A 15,837-nucleotide genomic window follows, 5' to 3' on the forward strand; every position below is an offset into this window, starting at 1 on the left:
GCCGCGGACCTCAGGCCTCCAACGCGGGCCGGTCCCAGTCGGCCAGGTCGGCGGCGGCCGCATAGGTCGCGCGGAGGAACTCGAGGAGTGTCCGGTCGGGATCGGGCGAATCGGCGACCGTCTCGTACGGGAGCACGCACTCGCGCAGGGTGTTGTCGTAGTACGCCGACGTGCGCTCCTGGTAGCCCGGCGGCTCCGGATACGCGTACGCGTAGAAGGCGCCCTCCTCACCACCGCCCGGCCAGAAACCGAAGCTGGCCAGCTCGTGCGAATAGCCCTCGTGCATGACCGACGGCGGACAGTTGGGCACGCCGCCCGGGTGTGGCGGAGCGCCCCGGCCGGAGAAACGGGTGTAAGCCAGATCCATCGCGCCCCAGAAGAAGTGAACCGGGCTCGCCTTGCCGACGAACTCGGACCTGAAACGGCCCAGCACCCGCTCGGCCTGCAGCAGTTGCCGCCAGAACAGTCGCGCGGCCTCCCCGTCGTACGAGCAGTTCCGGAAGTCCTCAGCGAAGGGGACCGCCGGCTCGACCTCATTGGGCACCGGGTGAATGCTCGGCTCGAGGCCGAGCGCGGCCAACGCCTCGAAGGTCTCGACGTAAAAAGTCGCGACGGGCTTCGGTTCGAGGACCACCTCCCGCGAGCCGCCCTCGCTGGTACGCACCCGCAGCCGCTCGTCGACGAAGTCGAACTCGATGTCGAAGACGCCCCTGTCGTACGGCACAGCCGAGGTGGTCAGGCCGCGGGCAGTGGGATAGAGCGTGACGTGCCACCAGTGGTTGGCCGTCGGCGCGTACGCCATCCGGATCTTGCCGACGATCTGGGTCCACATGTGCAGGGTGTCGCGGGTCTGGGTCCAGTCGGCCACGCGCAGCCGGGGCCAGGTCTTCTCCATCGCCGTCAGCCGATCGATCGGGCGGCGTCGAGGATGAGTTCGGCTACCGCGACCGGCTCCGAGGCGGGGATGGCATGCGACGCGCCGGCGAGCTCCACGGCGGCGCGGGCGCCGGCACGCTTCGCCATGAAGCGGTGGGCCTCGAGCGGGATGTTGTAGTCGAGTTCCGGGTAGATGAACCAGGACGGCACGCTGTTCCACGCCGGCTCGCCGGATCCCTCGTTGAGCGCAGTGGTGTTCAGCGGACGTTGAGCGGCCGCGTCGACGGCGGCCCGATCGGCTGGGAGGTCGGCGCTGAACTGAGCGTGGAACCTGTCCTGCCGGATGTACAGGTCGACCGTTCCGTCGGCCAGGGGAACCTCCTGCAGGGTCTCCCCCAGGGTGCTGCCGGGGAACTTGCCGGACAACGCGCCGATGCTCTCACCTGCTTCGGGCGCGAAGGCGGCGACGAAAACGAGCGCCTTGACGTGCTCATGACCGATGGCCGCGTTCGAGATGACCGCCCCGCCGTACGAGTGGCCGACCAGCACGACCGGCCCTTCGATGGTGCTCAGGACGCTGGAGACGACGGCCGCGTCACCGGACAGGCTGCGCAGCGGATTGGGCGCGGCGACGACCCGGTAGCGGTCGTCGTGCAGCCGCTGGATGACGCCGCCCCAGCTGGCGGACTCGGCGAACGCGCCGTGGACCAGGACGATGGTGGGATTCATGACAGTTCCTCTCATCGGCTCGGCTCCCGGCCGGCTCAGGTGGCGGGATTGCCGTCCAGATCCCAGGAGACACCCTGTTCTGCGAACAGGGTCAAGGCTGAGCGGCTCCTCGTGCCGCTCGCCGGAACCGACGTTACGTCAGCCTCGAGCGTCTTCGGCGGTGATCGGGCCGGTGCGCCGGGTGGCGTACCAGACGATCGCCACGGTGACGAGGACGACGGCACACGGGATGAGGGTGGCGGCGGTCGCGGCTCCGGCACTGCGGTCGGTCACGACGGAGTTCAAGTCGCTCCGCATGGCGATGGAGAAGACGAAGCCCAGCGTGTTCCACAGTACGTGCAGGACGATCGCGATCTCGAGACCGCCGGTACGCCAGGTGATGAGCCCCGTGCCGACGGCGAGCACCACGTACCAGAGGTTCAGCCAGACGTCGCTCGCCGCATGGCTCGCCGTGAAGGCCACCGTCATCACGATCAAGCCGAGGACGAGACCCGTGCGGCTACCCCGGGTCCAGCTGCCGACGGCCCGGAACATGAGCCCGCGGAACCCGTACTCCTCGCCCGCGGCCTGCAAAGGGGTGAGCAGGAGGGTGACGGTCAGCATCCACAGCACATCGGTCTCCGACCACACGACGCGCGGCTCGGGTGCCAGGTAGTCACTCACCAGCAGGGTCGTGACCCAAACCGGACCGACGAGCAGCAGCGCACGGCCGAACAGGCGGAAGCGGAAGCGCGAGAACACCGAGTGCAGCGACGCCGCCGGCACACGGTAGAGCCAGCGCTGAATGACCATGCTCCACGGGAGCAGCAGCGCCAGAGAGCCCATCGCGGCCGCGTGCGTCAGCGGGGTGTACAAGCCGTCGCCGACCCGGTCGTCCAGAGCAGTGGCCACCACGGACAGTACGACACTGAAAACCAGCAGGCCGCCGAGCAGGAGCAGGATCGCGAGGATGCCACGACCGACACGGCGCCGCTCCCCCGCCAGGACACGGTGGTATTCGGCGTCAATCATGCGATGTTTCCTCTCGGCGCGGGACCCGGCGCGGATGCGGCCGGAAGGTGCCGGCGGCGCCGCTTCGACGGTGATGCGATGCCATGAGAAACCGTGTGCCGAGCACATGGTCAAGGTCATCGGCAGACCCGCGTGTCAGCGGGGCAGACTGCGCAGCAGAGCCTGCAGTTCAAGCTCGCCGTCGTGGGTCTGAGCGCCGTGCGCCGGACCGGCTGCCAGCACGCCCACTGTCACGAGTCCACGGATCAACCTGTCCGCTCGTGGGTAGTCACCTGACCGGTCGGTGTTTCCGCGAACCGTCCGCAGAGGACACCGGATCCACGACCGATTCGAACACGTTGTACGCCTCGTCTCCGGTGCCGGGACGGCGGAACCGGTCGCTGACCTTGCTGACCCGTTGGATGCGCGGCGGCCAGCGTGCTCACCAGGGTCTTGCCGGCCAGATGACCTCACATGTCGCGATGCGCGTGCCAGGCAGCGTTACGGCTGGTCCGGGGCGGCCAGCGTACTGACGTGCCGAAGAGCGGAATCGGCAGAGCTGCCAGCTACACGCCGCCGGCATCGGACGGCACAGGCTGGCTGTCGGCATCTTCGCTGAATGGCGGACGACGATATCGCGGAGAGTCTCATCGACAGGCTGCTGTTGGCGTTGGCGGCACAGCTCGGCACTTCGGAAAACCCGGCGCTCGGCTCGATGGAGATCAAGGATGCCGCTGGCGTACGGGTGGCGATCGCCGGTGTCATCTCCGTTGGCGGGTACACGATGTTGAGGGGTGACGAGGAGTTCTGGCGCTGGGCCGGCGTCGTGGATCGGCGCCTGGCGAAGTTTGAAGGGCGGTGGGTAGTCCTGCACGACGGCTTCTTCGGCTTCGACCTGGGCGAGCAACTCCGGATCGGAGGGCGCATGCTGAAAAGAGTTTCCCGGGAAGAGGAAGACACGCTCCGTGAAATAGCGCTGGCGGTCGCGGCGGACCTGCAGTTCATCGGACTCGTAGTGGTGCAGGCGGGTGACTGCTGGACCGGCTCCACGAACTTCGCCGAGGGGTACGTCGTCTACTACGACCCAGATGCACGCCTGGATGCCGGATGCGTCTACGCGCGGTGGAAGCCAAGTATCGCCTCCATCAGAGCAAAGCCAGCCAGTCCGGATTCGGAGGCCTTCCTGGCAACCGCGATCGATGAGGCCGTCTTTGCAATGTCGAAGGCCCTCCGCAGGATTCTCGAAGCGGCAGGATGGCAGGTAGAAGAGGTGCCCACCTACGAACATCCGGCCCTGAAGATCAGTCGCAAGCCGGGATCCCCTTCGCTCAGCACGTCCATAAGCCCATGAGCATCGATCTCGCCTCCATGGTGCCTGAGCTGCCGGTAGTCAGCAGAGGCCGGCTCAGGCGTCACCGCCAAGCCACAACGCGGATCGCAGCAGAAGAGCGCACTGCCGTGGGCGTATCGAATGATCACCGATCGGGGCATCAGTTCGATGCTGCATAGTCGTTGAACAGGTGCGGTCCACGGAACCCGTAGGCGCCCACCGATTCGCGGCGGTGGCCCGGGCTCAGTGTTGCGAACGCCAATTCGCTGTCGCTTCGTGGACGCCCAGCTCGTCGTTGAAGCCCTGGATGCGTCGCGCCCAGTAGTTCCTCGGCTCGTCGGATACCCGCCGCGCCAGTCGGTCAACGGCGGCCTCTCCACCAGCCCTGAATGCCTCGACCTCGTCTGTCCGGAGCTCGATCGCGACCTCATACAGCGCCACCGACCCGCACACCACACACAAGACGAGCCTGCTGTCGTCCGCGTACAGCATCCAGGCCCACTGGCGTTCAGCAATCACCGCCACCGACTCAGCATCACCGTGCTGTCAAATGCTGCGCTCGTGACCGTCCGTGAACGACCTCGCCAGCGTCTACGCGCTGTCGGCGGCATGACAGTGCGTTGCGGACCGGAGGGGATTTGAACCCCTGGTGGGGCATGGCACGCCAGTGGCCCCACGCGCTTCCAAGTCGCCGTGCGTACCCGGCTACCGGCTCGTCGGCGCTGCAATAACCCGGCTCTGCCACCGGCCCGCCGCAGTATCACCGCAACGGTGCGCGCCCCGCACACGGATTACCTCGGCGCCCGGAGCGCCTATCGGCGGCAGATCCGTGCACCAAGCAACGTTGCGGCAGTGTGTTCTGGACTTGTCGCGAGGTGATCGTTCTGGTACTCGTCAAACGGTCTGCCGAGCCCGGACGACCCTTGCGGCCCGGGTTGGCGCGGTGCTCGACACAGCGTTGTGCTTCTCCTGCGCCAACGGTTACCGCCGGCTCCGTCAGGGAACCGTAAGCAGATGAGTACCTACCCTGATCCCGCCTGGCACGGCGACGTCTACCCCTCTGAAGAGGAAATCGATCCGGCCGGCACCGACGGCCCAGTCGGGGTGTACGACAGCCGGCCCGGCCCACTACCATCCTCCGCGCCTGGATCGCCGCCCATCCCCGCACCGGCAGGCCGGGGCACCACCACCGCCAGTTCGATTGTCAGCCGGCGCTCGGACGGATCGATTGAGGTGGTCACCGACCTAGACGGTGACGGCATCGCCGACGTGGTGCAGCTCGACCTCGACGGCGACGGCGTGCCCGAGCTCACCTACCTCGACACAGACCGCGACGGCCAGCTCGACACCGTGCTGCGCACCCCGAACCACTGACAGCACGGTGCTGCGCCCGCCCATTTTCCGGACCGCACACCCTCCCGCAGCTCATCGCGCCCGGACCGGTGACGACCCCTACTGCCGCAGCGACCTCAGCGACGGCTGAGTGCGGCAGAGTGCTGATCTCGTCAGCGTCGAGGTGCCCCTACACGGATCCCGCCACGAAAACCGACGGACAACGCGCCACCAGCACACGAGTACGCTCTGCGTCTTGTCCGCGGCATGAGATTACGTCTGATCGTGGGGTGACCGCTTGCCTGCGGTCCCGTCGCCGTCGGTGCTTGCGACGCCGGAGCAGCCGGCAGAAACCTGTTGCTGCGACCGGCATGATCGACCTGTGTTCTTGCTGAAGCTGGCGCTGGCCCCGGCATTGGTCGTCCTGTCGTCGCTGGCGGGTAGGCGCTGGGGTCAGCAGGTGTCGGGCGTGCTGGTGGCGTTGCCGATCGTGGCGGGTCCGATCCTGCTCATCACCTGCCTGGAGCAGGGCGCCCGGTTCGGGTCGCGGGCGGCGGGTGCTGCCCTGCTGGGCCTGGTGACGCTGGCGGTGTTCGCGTTGATGTTCGCGTGGCTGGCGCAGTTCTTCGGCTGGGTGCCGACCCTGCTGATCTCCTGGACCGGTTGCGTGCTCCTGGATCTTGTCCTGTCGGCGGTGCCGGTCGATCCGCGGTTGGGCCTGCCCGTGGTGCTCGTCGTGGCGTGGTTCGCGGCCCGGCTCCTGCCTGCACCACCGCCCGACGACGGTGGCCCGGTCCGCTGGTCGTGGTGGGACCTGCCGGCCCGGGCCGCCGCGACCGCCGCACTCGTGGTCATCGTCACCGGGGCCGCTACCACCCTCGGTCCGGGTATGACCGGCGTCCTGGCTCCCTTCCCGATCGCGACGAGTGTCGTCGCCGCGTTCGCGCTGGCCCGGCTCGGCCCGGCCGGTGCGGTGCGGGTGCTGCACGGCATCCCGCGCGGGCTTCTTGGTTTTGCGGTCTTCTGTTTTCTGGTGGCCGTCCTGGTCATACCGTTCGGCACCGGCTTCGCGTTCGTCATCGCGGTGGCCGCGACGCTCGCCACCCAGGCGGCGTGGCACGCGGTCACCGCCCGCCGGGCGGCAATTCGGAGACGCGCACCGCACCGGTCCGGCATCATACGACCGTGACTGACCTCTGGTACGCGATGCCGGTGCTCCCCGGCCGGCTGGTGCGCCTGGAGCCGTTGGCGATCGAGCACGTATCCGGATACCTCGCGGCCACCGGCACCGCGACGCAGTCCGCCGAGATCTTCCGGTGGCAGAGCCCGGCCGGCGGCGCGTTGGTAGCGCCCGCGACCGTCGATGACGCCGCCTTGCACATCACCAGGGCCCTGGCCGGCCGGGCGAACGGCTCGCGTTTCCCGTATGCGCAGATCGACGCCGGCACTGGCGAGTTCGCCGGCACGACGTCGCTGACGACGTCGCCATAGAACCTAGCTCACCGCCGACACTGAGAGCTACTAACGTCGGCACGACCGCGCTTCGACCGCAGCTATGTCCCGGAGGCTATGAAGGCGGCGAGGATGTAGTTGGGTGGCGGTCGAGGTTCTTGCGGGCGCGGTCGTAGCGGATGGTGGTGCGGGGGTCGGCGTGGCGGGCGGCGATCTGAACGTCGCGGAGGCTGACGCCGGCGTCGAGCATGGTGGTGACGAAGGTGTGACGCAGCATATGTGGGTGCATCTTCGGGATCCGGAGCTCGGCGGTCTCGGCCAGGTGCTTGAGCCGGCGGGTTGCCGCGTGCCGGTCCATCCGGGCGCTGCGGGCGTTGCGCAGGACCGGGCCGTCGTCATGCTCCTCGACGGCGCGGTCGACCGCTCGGGCCACCGCCGGCGGTAGCGGCACCCAGGAACTCAGCGACATTGAACCCGTCCGGTGGCGCTCGCGGTGGCCGATATTCGGCGATCCTTGACGCAGGCGTAATCACCCGTACTGATTTTTCTCGGTCTTTGGGGCTTCTTTGGTGGTGCTCTCCATGCTGTTTGCACAGGTCAGACAAGGAGAGACAACATGTTCAGCGCTCGACGGACCGCCTCGGCCCTGATGGCCGTCATCTCGGTCGCCACCCTCGCCGCCTGCGGCAGCGCCGAGGCAGGGCCCGGACCGATCTTCGACACCGGGCCTCCCGGCAGCGAGATCTCCGACGAGGTCGCCCTCTCCATCGCCCCCAGGATCACCCTCACCTTCGACATCACCGGAGCAAAGACCTTCAGGGGTACGACCACCGCGCTTGCACCGTCCGGCGGCGCGCATTTCCTCGAGTTCTGCGACGAGTACGCCAAGGGCACCGCCGACAAGCAGTACCTGGCGGCGGGACTGCTCGACGGACCGGTCGACGGTCACAAGATCACGATGGAGATGTGGATCGCCGACTACGCCGGGCCGGGCACCTACCACAACGACCAGCTCGTCGCTCCCGGCTCGCGGCCGAGCATCGCGATTGACAACACCGTCTACGGCACCTGGCCGGACAGCACCGCAAGCAAAGCCACCACCGACAGCAACGGTGGCGGCACCTGGACGTTCAAGAAACTGGCGAAGACCGGTGAGGGCGGCCTGCCCGGCGCCGCCATCAGCGGCACCGTGTCCTGGACCTGTCAGGAACCGGAGAGGGCCCAGCCCAGCGGAGCGGCCGGGCCCTGACCGGTCAGCGCCGTCGACATGGGGCAGCCCGGCATCAGCACCTTCGCCCGGCACCTCACCACCAACCTCGCGCGGCGGTCATCGCGATTGTCTATCCCACGCTTTTCTCCCAGCCGGAAGCGACTCCACCGACACCAGACGGAACGACCTCTTTGCCGGCGATAGCGATCGCGGCGCCGAGGAAATCCGCGGGCTGAGCCGCTGTAGGTCAGCGATACTGCGTCGGGCCGGTGGCAGAGCCGGGCTATTGCAGCGTCAACGAGCTGATAGCCGGGTACGCACGGCGGCTCGGAAGCGCGTGGGGCCACTGGCGCACCATGCCTCACCAGGGGTTGAAATCCCCTCCGGCCCGCACCCTGCTCAACTGCCGCATCAAGGGCGTCTGCGCAGGCCGTGCCCGCCAGTACGGCGACGGTGTGCCGGGACGGGATTCAGCAGATATCCAAAGGATCGTCGGACTTGGTCCGGGATACCTGCTCGGCGGCCACATCGACGGTGAGGAGGTCCGGTAGGCGAAGGTCGGCCCAGAAGGCGCCCGGGTCCGCGAGGGCGACCGTCGCGGTCAGCCACAGGGTCATCGCCATGCCATGGCTCGCGATGACCAGTGGTCGCTCATCAGCCCGAGCAACCCAGAATCGCACTCCTTCAGCGAATCGTGCCGCTACCTGATCACGGGCCTCCCAGCCGGTGTAGTCCGTGCCGGACACATACGCGCGCCGACGTGCCTGGAAATCGCCCTCGTACGGCTCGTTGCGGGCCACCTCGTTAAACCTCTCGTCGGTGGACACCGAGCCAGCCGGCTCCAACGTCTGCCGTGCCTTCGGTTCCCGGCTCGCGATCAGCAGGGCGTCGGCCGGCAACGCCCGCGCGAGCGCCCTCGCCTCGCGCCAGCCCTCGCTACTCAGCTCCCAGGCGGCAGCGGGAACGTCGGGACCAAATGCCGGCATCGCATGCCGCACCAGAAACAGCCTCACCCCGGCATGATCCGGCATACTGGCCACATCGCCACCGCCACCACTCTTCTCGCTCGGGATTCGCGCAGATCTGAGCAAGATCAACTAACTCTCATGCCGCCGCGAGGATCGCTGTTACGCACCGCTACTTCACGACGGCCGCGGTCAAAAGGTGCGAGGTGATTCCGAACAGACTCGGTTCCTGCTCGACGGCGCGCAACGCTTCGAGCAGCCCGGCCGTGCGCTCATCGCCGTCCAACCAGCCATCGCGGTCCGCAAACAGCCAGGCGCCGCCTTCCAGCGCGTACCTCGTCGCTTCGGTCAAACCGGCGTCGGCGAACTCGCCCACGATCTCGTCGGGATGGTGGAAATAGGCGAGCGTGAACAGGTCCTGATCGAACGGTTCATGCACGCCGGTCACGATCTCCGTGGCAGTGATCCTGCGTACTTCCGGGTCGAGATAGCGACCGCGTACCAGGGTGTCGTAGAGACCGGCGTATCTGCTGATCGTTGCCGCGACGACGATCCCGCCGGGCGCGGTCACGCGTACGGCCTCCCGCAAGGCTGTCACCCGCTCACGGCGTTGGGTCAGGTGATACAGCGGACCGAGCAGCAGCGTCGCCTGGCAGAAGTCGTCCGGCTCATCAAGCCGACGGGCATCGCCGAGGACAGCGTCCACCCCGACGATCTCGCCGGCATGCTCCACGTGCGAAGGCACCGGATCCACCAGCCGGACCTGATAGCCATCGGCGGTGAGCCAGCGGGCATGCACTCCAGCCCCGCCACCCACGTCGAGCACGCGCACCGGGGCCGGCGGGAGCAGCCGCCGCAATACATCCTGGGTCCGCAGAAACTCCAGCCGCCCACGGCCGACGTTCAGCCGGTTCACCTCGCCGCCTCGGGCGTAGTATTCACTGATCGCCGCGATTGTCTCCATCGGGAGATAATCGACCCGCCGATACGAGGGCGGCAACCGCTTATCCCGATGCTTTAACAGAGGGTCTACGTCCTCATTTGCCGCAGACCGCTCGTCAGCACGGTCGTTGGCGCCAACGAGTCAGCGAGTTCAGTCAGCCTCGTCTCGTGCGCGGAATTACTAGCGTTCCACTGGTGCAGTGATGCTGATTCCCTTGACACGGCGCACAGCCGCTGCCGGGGTCCACTGCTCCCTATGGGTGATGATTGGGCTGTGGAACCGATCATGCTGGACCGGCAGTTCCGGGTGTGGGGATACGGCGTGGCGCACTCACGGCTGCTGATGCACGCCCGTGCCGATACCGCCGATCCCGAGTACCTGAATGTCCTGTTCGAGGACGTTCGTGCAGTCAAACTACGCTCGTCGTACCAGCCGCTGATCCTGGCGTCGGCCAGTAACCCAGTACGCAATGACATCTTGGCCTTCGCCGCGATACCGGAACGCCATCGGCATCGGTTCTTGAGTTTGACGCTGTCGACCGAGCCTGAGGCCAGGTTCGTCCTATGCGCGCGTGCGACCGTCCTAGCTGTGGACACGACGAAGGACCATACTCCGTTGCGTCCATGGCCCGACGGAGCTCGCGTGATTCATGCTCTTCGCCACGAAGGTCGGGTCTCCTGATCTTCGGCAATCCGGACGGCCGATGGCAAGATCAAAGACCCTCTTTTGCCGCCGACAACGTGCCGCTCAGGGCTGTGAAGGGTCTGCCTCGTCGGCATCCGGTGACCAGTAGAGCGATGCGGACCACCAAGGGCCGTCCTCAGTTATCTCCTGGGCGATCGTCAGGTCGAGGATGTCCATGGGGTCGAGGTCCAGACGCTCGATCTCGTCTGCCATTCGCCTCAGCAGCCTGGGAAGATCAGTGCTGCCGTCGTCACGCGGGTTCGCCAGGCTGAAATGACGGGACGTCCAGGATTCGCTCATGCCCCGATCTTGGCGCGCAATCCGGGTGCCGGATACTCAATTACAACGGCCAAATCTACTTGATACGGTCGAAATCATCTGCCACAGAGAACGCATTCTTGGCCTTCTATCTATGCTTGCCTAGGCATGCTCGCCGGCTCCCGCTGTAGTCACCCGTGATGGGCCACGAGTTCACCGTGTTCGATCCTGACCGCTACGCCGGTTCTCGCGGTTAGCGTCTGGGTGAGCGCGGTGTCCGCGGCCGTAGTGCCTTCGGGCGGCGGATGAATGTATTGGCCTATAACGGTGACGCCGTCGAAGTCGATGCTGAAGGAGCCCGCTCCGCTGATCTTGAAGTTGTGGAGCTCGCCGGCACCCGACTCCATGGCGAAGATCAGGCTGGCGGCCCGTTCGAGGTCAGCCATGCTGTATCTGCGCTGCTGGACGGAGATGGGAATGTGCCGACGCCTGGCCTCGTCGATGATCTGCCGTTGTACCGGGTCGGGAGGCGCATGCCACACCAGGACGACGGAGCCGTCGACCGGCTCGTTGTTGATACTGGTGACGTAACCGCTGGTCTTGATGCCTGGCAGGCCTTCGGTCCAGCCCCTGAAATCGACGAGCTGCTCCTGGCGGTGCCAGAACGCCGCGTCGAAGCTCGTCGCGGCGGTATCGGGCTGCTGGAGAGTCGGCTCGCTGACCGCGGCCGTCGCAGCATGCGCTGCGGTAACACCGGTGATGGCCGTGAAGACAACACCTGCGGATATCAGGAGTCGACGGCGCATCGTCAGGCCGGCACCGGGCTTCATGCCGCCCGGTGACTCATCCGGGCTCGCCGGCTCAGTGAGTTCCCCCCGCTTCCGCGGAACCCGGGGAAGATCAACCGCTCCGTGAGAGCGGGGGGAACTCACAGGATGTGCCGGGTCGGCATTGTGGAATGTCATGTCGTTCCTTTGGTCGGCCCGGCACGGTGGATCGGGATGGTAGCGCGATTGCCGTTGATCCGTTTCGGCGCGTTTAGTGCGCTGATGCCGTAACCGGACGTCAATGTTTTCCCGCCGTTGTAAATCCACCTGACTGGCTTGCAGGCGTAGGCGATCGGCCGATAGCGGCAACCGCCCACTCTGCCATCGAAAATGCATATCCGACGAAGCGTGTGCCTCAAGGCCACCTCACTCATTTGCCGCAGGTAAGGCGTAGATTGCCCCACACCGCCGCCGACCTGAAGGTTCACGCTGCGACGGCCGGACAGTCGATGTCTGTTCCTTGGGACTCCAGGTTTGGAAGACTCGGCGGATTTCCTGCGGCCAGCATGAGAGGCGCTGGCCGCGTGCCAGCAGTCCGCTGGCACTCGGTCCTGGATCTGCGGCCACTCCAGTTCGAGCTGGGCGTTAGTCAGTTCGAACGCGGGTTCAGAACCTAGTCGAACGAGTCGTAGTAGGCCTCGGCGCGGTCGAAGCGGCGCGCCGCCAGGTCGGCCCGGCGGATGACCCAGGTCGCGCGACCTAGGTCGGACCCGAACTGTTCGCCGCGGCTGATCGTGGCGAGCAGCACCCAGTCGTCGTCCGGGCGGTCGTAGTCGGTCACCGGGTCGACGTTCCACACCCACGGGTAGCCGCCGAGCTGCACGGCGCCGCCGTCGCGCATCTGGCCGCTGGTCTCCCACCAGACCGAGCCCAGCTCGTGGCCGTGCGGGAACCGCGCGCTGTCGGTACCGCGGTTGGGCAGCGAGGGCTCGACCTTCAGGTGCAGCTCGGCGGGCTTGCCGGACATCGCGACCGCGGTGCCGGCCGGAAGGTAGACGAGTTGGTGCCAGTCATCCTCGGGGTCGGTGTCCTCGAGGTCGGCGAAGAACAGCAGCGTGCCGTCCGAGGGCAGCGGGATGTCGGTGGCGTCGGCCGGTACTGCCGCGAAGTCGACCAGGGCTAGGAACGGCTTGCCCGCTACGGTCACGTCGGGCTGCCCGCCGAGGAGCCCGGCCACCGGGCTGCCCGCGTGCTCGTCGGTCTCCTCCAGGGCCGCGCACGGGCGGACCGTCTCGAGCCACCGCTCGACCTCGGCCTCGGGGATCCCGCGGCTGCGGGCCTCGTCACGAAAGGGATCCATAGCTGCCATGTGGGCGAGTATGCCAACGTTGATCAATACGCTTCCGCCGAGCCGGACCCCTTCGCCGTCGGCGCGGCCCCGCATTGGCCCGATTATGGCTTCGCCCCACTCGACGACACCGGTACCCAACTGTTGGCCCGGATCGTCGCGGCCGCCTATGAGCGCCGCGCCCGCCTGCCCGGATCTTGGACGCCTACTGCCGGTCGCTTCTAGCTACACTCGGCCTCCATGACGACGATCTACACAACCCGCGAGTGGAACGGCCACGGGAAGCAGAACTACTACTGGAACGAGTACCGGCTCGAAGGTGACACCGTCGTCAAGTACAAGTGCCACAGGCAGAAGTTCTTCGACGGCGATGAAAACACCTGGCAGGAGGACGAGAAGGTCGTGGAGTCGTGGCGGGTTGACGGTCCGAGCATTCCCGACTGGCTCAAGCAGTATCTCTGATCGCGTTCTTAATCCGGTTCTACGAAGTTGAGCGGGGTTGAGGCGGCCGCAGTGGTGGCGGAGCAATGCACTGATAAAGCCGTCGCCTTCTTCTGCCGCGGATAGATGTGCGTTGACCGGAGATCGCCGGCATATTGCGGTCGTTTATGGCTAGTCTCATGCGTTCGGGTGCTGCATTGAGGTAGCAGAGGCTTACACGCCGTCGGCCGCGATCCTGTCGATGAGCGGCTGCTGAGTTGCCGTAGAAGGGCCGGCGAGGCGAAGGTGCTGGCACTACCGTTGTCTGGGTGGGGGATCTTGCGGAAGCCGAGCGAGTCTGGGATGACCTTGGGGAGATCGCCTGCCTCACGTTCGTCCGAGGGGTGGACGAGGCGGAGGCACTGCTTCGCCTCGGTGCATATCCGGACACCATCGGCGAGAAGAACCCCGACGAAATCCTCGAGTTGCTCCAGGAGTTCGAGGGCGACACCCCGCAGGTCGCGATAGCGCTCGGGCTAGGGCCCTGGTCGGTGGTCGTCGAACTCGGAGGCTTCTGCGGAGCCGATCACTTGCTGCTCAGCGCGGCGTCGGTGGGTACTGAGGCGATCGCGGTGCTGCGACACGACTACGCCTCGGCCGAATTCGCCTACGCCGTCGACGGCGCGCTGATTACCGGCTTCGAGCCGAGCTATCCATCCCCCGCGTTGATGCATGGCGTCGATTCGCAACGCCTATGGCCCGCGATGCACGCGGTGGGCTTCCGGCACCCTGACGAGGACGGCGAGGAGCGCATGCAGCGCACCACGGCTATGGCTTTGGTGCTCGCCCAACGGATCACGGGCGTGGCGGTACCACTGGGGGTGTTGGACCAACGCCGACTGTGCGCCGAACTGGAGCCGTGGTTCACCGTCGCGTACGACCCCGGCGACCTGCTCAGCGCTGACCGGTTCACCCTCGATCCGCACGCGGCACCGCTGGTCGCCGCAGTGGAGGCGGCTACCCCAGCGACACAACGCCGGGTCGCCGTCGCCGAAGTGCGCCGCCAGGCGAGCGCGCTCGGCCTGGATGGCACGCCCGGCCTGGACGACGCACTGAACGCAGCGGCCACAGGCGCCGGCTCACCCATCGCAGTCGACTCCCCACTCGGACGACACGTCCGCGCCTGGCTGACCACGACCCAGACAGCCTCCGCACTAGACCCCGGACAACGCCAGCACGCGTACGCTCTCGGCTGGTTCACCACCGCCCTGCGCGGCGTACTGAACCCCGACCCCCGCGCGGCCGCTCTCGCCGCAGCCAAGCCACTCACTTCCGAGATTCCCGGACTCGGCGACCACGCCCTCCGAGCGAAGATGATCGAGGCACTACGGGGCTAACCCCACACGAAGTCCACCGGAGCAAGCACGACTGGCTCGTCGCGCGCGTAGTAGACAAGCACTTCGAGGTTTCGACCGGTCAAATATCAATGAAGCGATCCATAGGTTGCGGCTTTGGGTTGCCGGTGGAGGATCGATGTAGTGCCTGATAAGCGCACCGATCCAACGTCCTCTCATGCCGCCGATCGTGCGAGTTTCGGTCAGATCCCGGCAGTCGAGCCGTCTTGTGCGGTCGCCGACTGCCGACCGCTAAGACGGGGTGACCCCCTGCACCGGACGGCCGTCCTCCAGATAGCGCACCCCTTTTTCCTTCCAGGCGGCGCGTACCCGACGCCGGACTGGCCCGCTCAGCAAGGGCAGCGCCGCGTCGACCGGCAAGACCCGGCTTTCGGCGATCTCGAACGGCTGGATGACCACCGTGTCCAGGACGGCATCGTCGAAGACGCCGCAGTCGAAAAGGAAGCGCATACCACCTGGCCGGTCAGGCCGTGGACGGAGGAAGTCAACGCACTTGAGCCGCCCCGCAGTGACGTCGAGGCCGCATTCCTCCCTGGTCTCGCGGCGACATGCATCCCAGGGTGACTCGCCGATCTCGACAACCCCACCCGGGATCGTCCATCCGCCCTTGTACGTCGGCTTCAGGATGAGTAATCGACCCTTGCGGCCACGTATCAGAGCCCCGGCCGAGGCCGGGATGGTCGGGAGCACGAACGTCAGCTCGGATAGCTCACCGGGGTCGACCTCGCTCATGGAGAGCATGCTAGATCCACGGTCACGGCATCGGGGTGCATCGCACGAAGCCCGAATGCTCAGCGGCCCAGGTGAAGCGACCCGAGGTCGGCATCCTCCGTGCACACGTCGGCGAAGAGCGCCCAGACCACAGCTCAAATTTCTACGGCGAGGATGCCGAAGCGATTCCGGGACCGTACGAGAAACACGCGCAGCACATAGCAATCAGGCTGGCCATACACCTCGCCGACATCGGCGCTGCCGGCAACGCCCAGTACGCAGATGCCTGGAAAAGCTCTACGACAGAAGATTGAGCCTTTTTCAACCTGATCTTGCAGGTCAGCCCGGGTCAGCAGGGACCGGTGATCGATGAGGGCGAGGCTCCAGGTAAGACAGCAAATCGACCA

The 15,837-nt window shown here is 66.6% G+C and carries 19 protein-coding genes, 2 tRNA genes and 1 pseudogene; 9 read left to right on the top strand and 13 right to left on the bottom strand.

The genetic code is table 11. The features are described 5' to 3' along the window. Window positions 1-10 precede the first annotated feature (10 nt). The 3 genes from CLV67_RS32355 to CLV67_RS32365 all read right to left on the bottom strand — a co-directional run bounded on the left by CLV67_RS32355 (window position 11) and on the right by CLV67_RS32365 (window position 2,616). Window positions 11-895 carry a DUF5996 family protein gene (locus CLV67_RS32355; RefSeq protein ID WP_203737740.1) on the bottom strand — a complete coding sequence of 295 codons (885 nt, stop codon included), beginning with the start codon at window positions 893-895 and terminating at the stop codon, window positions 11-13. A gap of 5 nt (window positions 896-900) precedes the next feature. Continuing rightward, a complete protein-coding gene (locus tag CLV67_RS32360; protein ID WP_106325179.1) occupies window positions 901-1,605 on the bottom strand; it encodes an alpha/beta fold hydrolase in 705 nt (234 codons plus the stop codon). Window positions 1,606-1,743: 138 nt separating this feature from the next. After that, window positions 1,744-2,616 carry a CPBP family intramembrane glutamic endopeptidase gene (locus tag CLV67_RS32365; RefSeq protein WP_106325181.1) on the bottom strand — a complete coding sequence of 291 codons (873 nt, stop codon included), beginning with the start codon at window positions 2,614-2,616 and terminating at the stop codon, window positions 1,744-1,746. A 598-nt stretch (window positions 2,617-3,214) separates the two neighbouring features. On the opposite strand from CLV67_RS32365, the gene CLV67_RS32370 reads away from it, so the two are divergent. Further along, the gene (locus CLV67_RS32370) at window positions 3,215-3,946 is read left to right on the top strand and encodes a hypothetical protein (protein ID WP_106325183.1); all 732 of its coding nucleotides are present in this window, start codon (window positions 3,215-3,217) and stop codon (window positions 3,944-3,946) included. Window positions 3,947-4,168: 222 nt separating this feature from the next. On the opposite strand, the gene CLV67_RS32375 is transcribed toward CLV67_RS32370, so the two are convergent. Next, window positions 4,169-4,450: a hypothetical protein gene (locus tag CLV67_RS32375; RefSeq protein ID WP_106325185.1), complete on the bottom strand. Its 282-nt coding sequence runs from the start codon at window positions 4,448-4,450 to the stop codon at window positions 4,169-4,171. A 98-nt stretch (window positions 4,451-4,548) separates the two neighbouring features. Continuing rightward, window positions 4,549-4,676, bottom strand: a tRNA-OTHER gene (locus CLV67_RS52155). A 482-nt stretch (window positions 4,677-5,158) separates the two neighbouring features. Between CLV67_RS52155 and CLV67_RS53720 the strand changes: the two genes are divergently transcribed. The 3 genes from CLV67_RS53720 (at window position 5,159) to CLV67_RS32390 (ending at window position 6,748) form a co-directional block, all read left to right on the top strand. Next, window positions 5,159-5,299: a hypothetical protein gene (locus CLV67_RS53720; protein WP_239166866.1), complete on the top strand. Its 141-nt coding sequence runs from the start codon at window positions 5,159-5,161 to the stop codon at window positions 5,297-5,299. A 340-nt stretch (window positions 5,300-5,639) separates the two neighbouring features. Further along, a complete protein-coding gene (locus CLV67_RS32385; RefSeq protein WP_203737741.1) occupies window positions 5,640-6,446 on the top strand; it encodes a hypothetical protein in 807 nt (268 codons plus the stop codon). Further along, window positions 6,443-6,748 carry a hypothetical protein gene (locus tag CLV67_RS32390; RefSeq protein WP_106325189.1) on the top strand — a complete coding sequence of 102 codons (306 nt, stop codon included), beginning with the start codon at window positions 6,443-6,445 and terminating at the stop codon, window positions 6,746-6,748. The genes CLV67_RS32385 and CLV67_RS32390 overlap by 4 nt, the downstream gene beginning before the upstream one ends. Window positions 6,749-6,824: 76 nt before the next feature. On the opposite strand, the gene CLV67_RS32395 is transcribed toward CLV67_RS32390, so the two are convergent. After that, on the bottom strand, window positions 6,825-7,178 hold the full coding sequence (locus tag CLV67_RS32395; RefSeq protein ID WP_203737742.1) for a tyrosine-type recombinase/integrase: 354 nt from the start codon (window positions 7,176-7,178) through the stop codon (window positions 6,825-6,827). A 147-nt stretch (window positions 7,179-7,325) separates the two neighbouring features. On the opposite strand from CLV67_RS32395, the gene CLV67_RS32400 reads away from it, so the two are divergent. Beyond that, window positions 7,326-7,958 (top strand): hypothetical protein, encoded by a 633-nt coding sequence (locus tag CLV67_RS32400; protein WP_106325191.1) that lies wholly within the window; start codon window positions 7,326-7,328, stop codon window positions 7,956-7,958. 224 nt (window positions 7,959-8,182) lie between these two features. After that, window positions 8,183-8,310: transfer RNA gene (locus CLV67_RS52160), tRNA-Pro, on the top strand. Between the two features lie 79 nt (window positions 8,311-8,389). Here CLV67_RS52160 and CLV67_RS32405 read toward each other — a convergent pair. Continuing rightward, window positions 8,390-8,932 (bottom strand): histidine phosphatase family protein, encoded by a 543-nt coding sequence (locus tag CLV67_RS32405; RefSeq protein ID WP_203737743.1) that lies wholly within the window; start codon window positions 8,930-8,932, stop codon window positions 8,390-8,392. Window positions 8,933-9,056: 124 nt separating this feature from the next. Further along, window positions 9,057-9,848 (bottom strand): class I SAM-dependent methyltransferase, encoded by a 792-nt coding sequence (locus tag CLV67_RS32410; RefSeq protein ID WP_106325195.1) that lies wholly within the window; start codon window positions 9,846-9,848, stop codon window positions 9,057-9,059. 252 nt (window positions 9,849-10,100) lie between these two features. Here CLV67_RS32410 and CLV67_RS32415 point away from each other — a divergent pair, with 252 nt between their 5' ends. Further along, window positions 10,101-10,508, top strand: a complete 408-nt coding sequence (locus CLV67_RS32415; RefSeq protein ID WP_106325197.1) for a hypothetical protein — start codon at window positions 10,101-10,103, stop codon at window positions 10,506-10,508. A 66-nt stretch (window positions 10,509-10,574) separates the two neighbouring features. Here CLV67_RS32415 and CLV67_RS32420 read toward each other — a convergent pair whose 3' ends face one another. The 3 genes from CLV67_RS32420 to CLV67_RS32430 all read right to left on the bottom strand — a co-directional run bounded on the left by CLV67_RS32420 (window position 10,575) and on the right by CLV67_RS32430 (window position 12,905). Further along, the gene (locus CLV67_RS32420; RefSeq protein ID WP_106325199.1) at window positions 10,575-10,811 is read right to left on the bottom strand and encodes a hypothetical protein; all 237 of its coding nucleotides are present in this window, start codon (window positions 10,809-10,811) and stop codon (window positions 10,575-10,577) included. Between the two features lie 149 nt (window positions 10,812-10,960). Then, window positions 10,961-11,599, bottom strand: a complete 639-nt coding sequence (locus tag CLV67_RS32425) for a hypothetical protein (protein ID WP_106325201.1) — start codon at window positions 11,597-11,599, stop codon at window positions 10,961-10,963. 610 nt (window positions 11,600-12,209) lie between these two features. Further along, window positions 12,210-12,905: a DUF1963 domain-containing protein gene (locus CLV67_RS32430; protein WP_146169370.1), complete on the bottom strand. Its 696-nt coding sequence runs from the start codon at window positions 12,903-12,905 to the stop codon at window positions 12,210-12,212. A gap of 219 nt (window positions 12,906-13,124) precedes the next feature. Here CLV67_RS32430 and CLV67_RS32440 point away from each other — a divergent pair, with 219 nt between their 5' ends. After that, window positions 13,125-13,346, top strand: coding sequence for a hypothetical protein (locus CLV67_RS32440; protein ID WP_106325205.1), 222 nt, complete (start codon window positions 13,125-13,127; stop codon window positions 13,344-13,346). Window positions 13,347-13,633: 287 nt separating this feature from the next. Continuing rightward, complete coding sequence (locus tag CLV67_RS32445; RefSeq protein ID WP_106325207.1) at window positions 13,634-14,701, top strand: DUF6461 domain-containing protein; 1,068 nt, start codon at window positions 13,634-13,636, stop codon at window positions 14,699-14,701. 249 nt (window positions 14,702-14,950) lie between these two features. On the opposite strand, the gene CLV67_RS32450 is transcribed toward CLV67_RS32445, so the two are convergent. Both CLV67_RS32450 and CLV67_RS52820 read right to left on the bottom strand, forming a co-directional pair. Beyond that, window positions 14,951-15,451: an NUDIX domain-containing protein gene (locus CLV67_RS32450; RefSeq protein ID WP_106325266.1), complete on the bottom strand. Its 501-nt coding sequence runs from the start codon at window positions 15,449-15,451 to the stop codon at window positions 14,951-14,953. 134 nt (window positions 15,452-15,585) lie between these two features. Next, a pseudogene (locus tag CLV67_RS52820) lies at window positions 15,586-15,837 on the bottom strand (hypothetical protein); the annotation flags it as partial.

Source organism: Actinoplanes italicus (assembly GCF_003001815.1).
GTDB lineage: Bacteria > Actinomycetota > Actinomycetes > Mycobacteriales > Micromonosporaceae > Actinoplanes > Actinoplanes italicus.

Bases quoted from the DNA above. Each gene is read 5' to 3' on its own strand.
- CLV67_RS32425 (WP_106325201.1), bottom strand. From the start codon at position 11,599: ATGAAGCCCGGTGCCGGCCTGACGATGCGCCGTCGACTCCTGATATCC.
- CLV67_RS32400 (WP_106325191.1), top strand. From the start codon at position 7,326: ATGTTCAGCGCTCGACGGACCGCCTCGGCCCTGATGGCCGTCATCTCG.
- CLV67_RS32430 (WP_146169370.1), bottom strand. From the start codon at position 12,905: ATGGCAGCTATGGATCCCTTTCGTGACGAGGCCCGCAGCCGCGGGATC.
- CLV67_RS32395 (WP_203737742.1), bottom strand. From the start codon at position 7,178: ATGTCGCTGAGTTCCTGGGTGCCGCTACCGCCGGCGGTGGCCCGAGCG.
- CLV67_RS32410 (WP_106325195.1), bottom strand. From the start codon at position 9,848: ATGGAGACAATCGCGGCGATCAGTGAATACTACGCCCGAGGCGGCGAG.
- CLV67_RS32370 (WP_106325183.1), top strand. From the start codon at position 3,215: ATGGCGGACGACGATATCGCGGAGAGTCTCATCGACAGGCTGCTGTTG.
- CLV67_RS32420 (WP_106325199.1), bottom strand. From the start codon at position 10,811: ATGAGCGAATCCTGGACGTCCCGTCATTTCAGCCTGGCGAACCCGCGT.
- CLV67_RS32450 (WP_106325266.1), bottom strand. From the start codon at position 15,451: ATGAGCGAGGTCGACCCCGGTGAGCTATCCGAGCTGACGTTCGTGCTC.
- CLV67_RS32355 (WP_203737740.1), bottom strand. From the start codon at position 895: ATGGAGAAGACCTGGCCCCGGCTGCGCGTGGCCGACTGGACCCAGACC.
- CLV67_RS32365 (WP_106325181.1), bottom strand. From the start codon at position 2,616: ATGATTGACGCCGAATACCACCGTGTCCTGGCGGGGGAGCGGCGCCGT.
- CLV67_RS32440 (WP_106325205.1), top strand. From the start codon at position 13,125: ATGACGACGATCTACACAACCCGCGAGTGGAACGGCCACGGGAAGCAG.
- CLV67_RS32360 (WP_106325179.1), bottom strand. From the start codon at position 1,605: ATGAATCCCACCATCGTCCTGGTCCACGGCGCGTTCGCCGAGTCCGCC.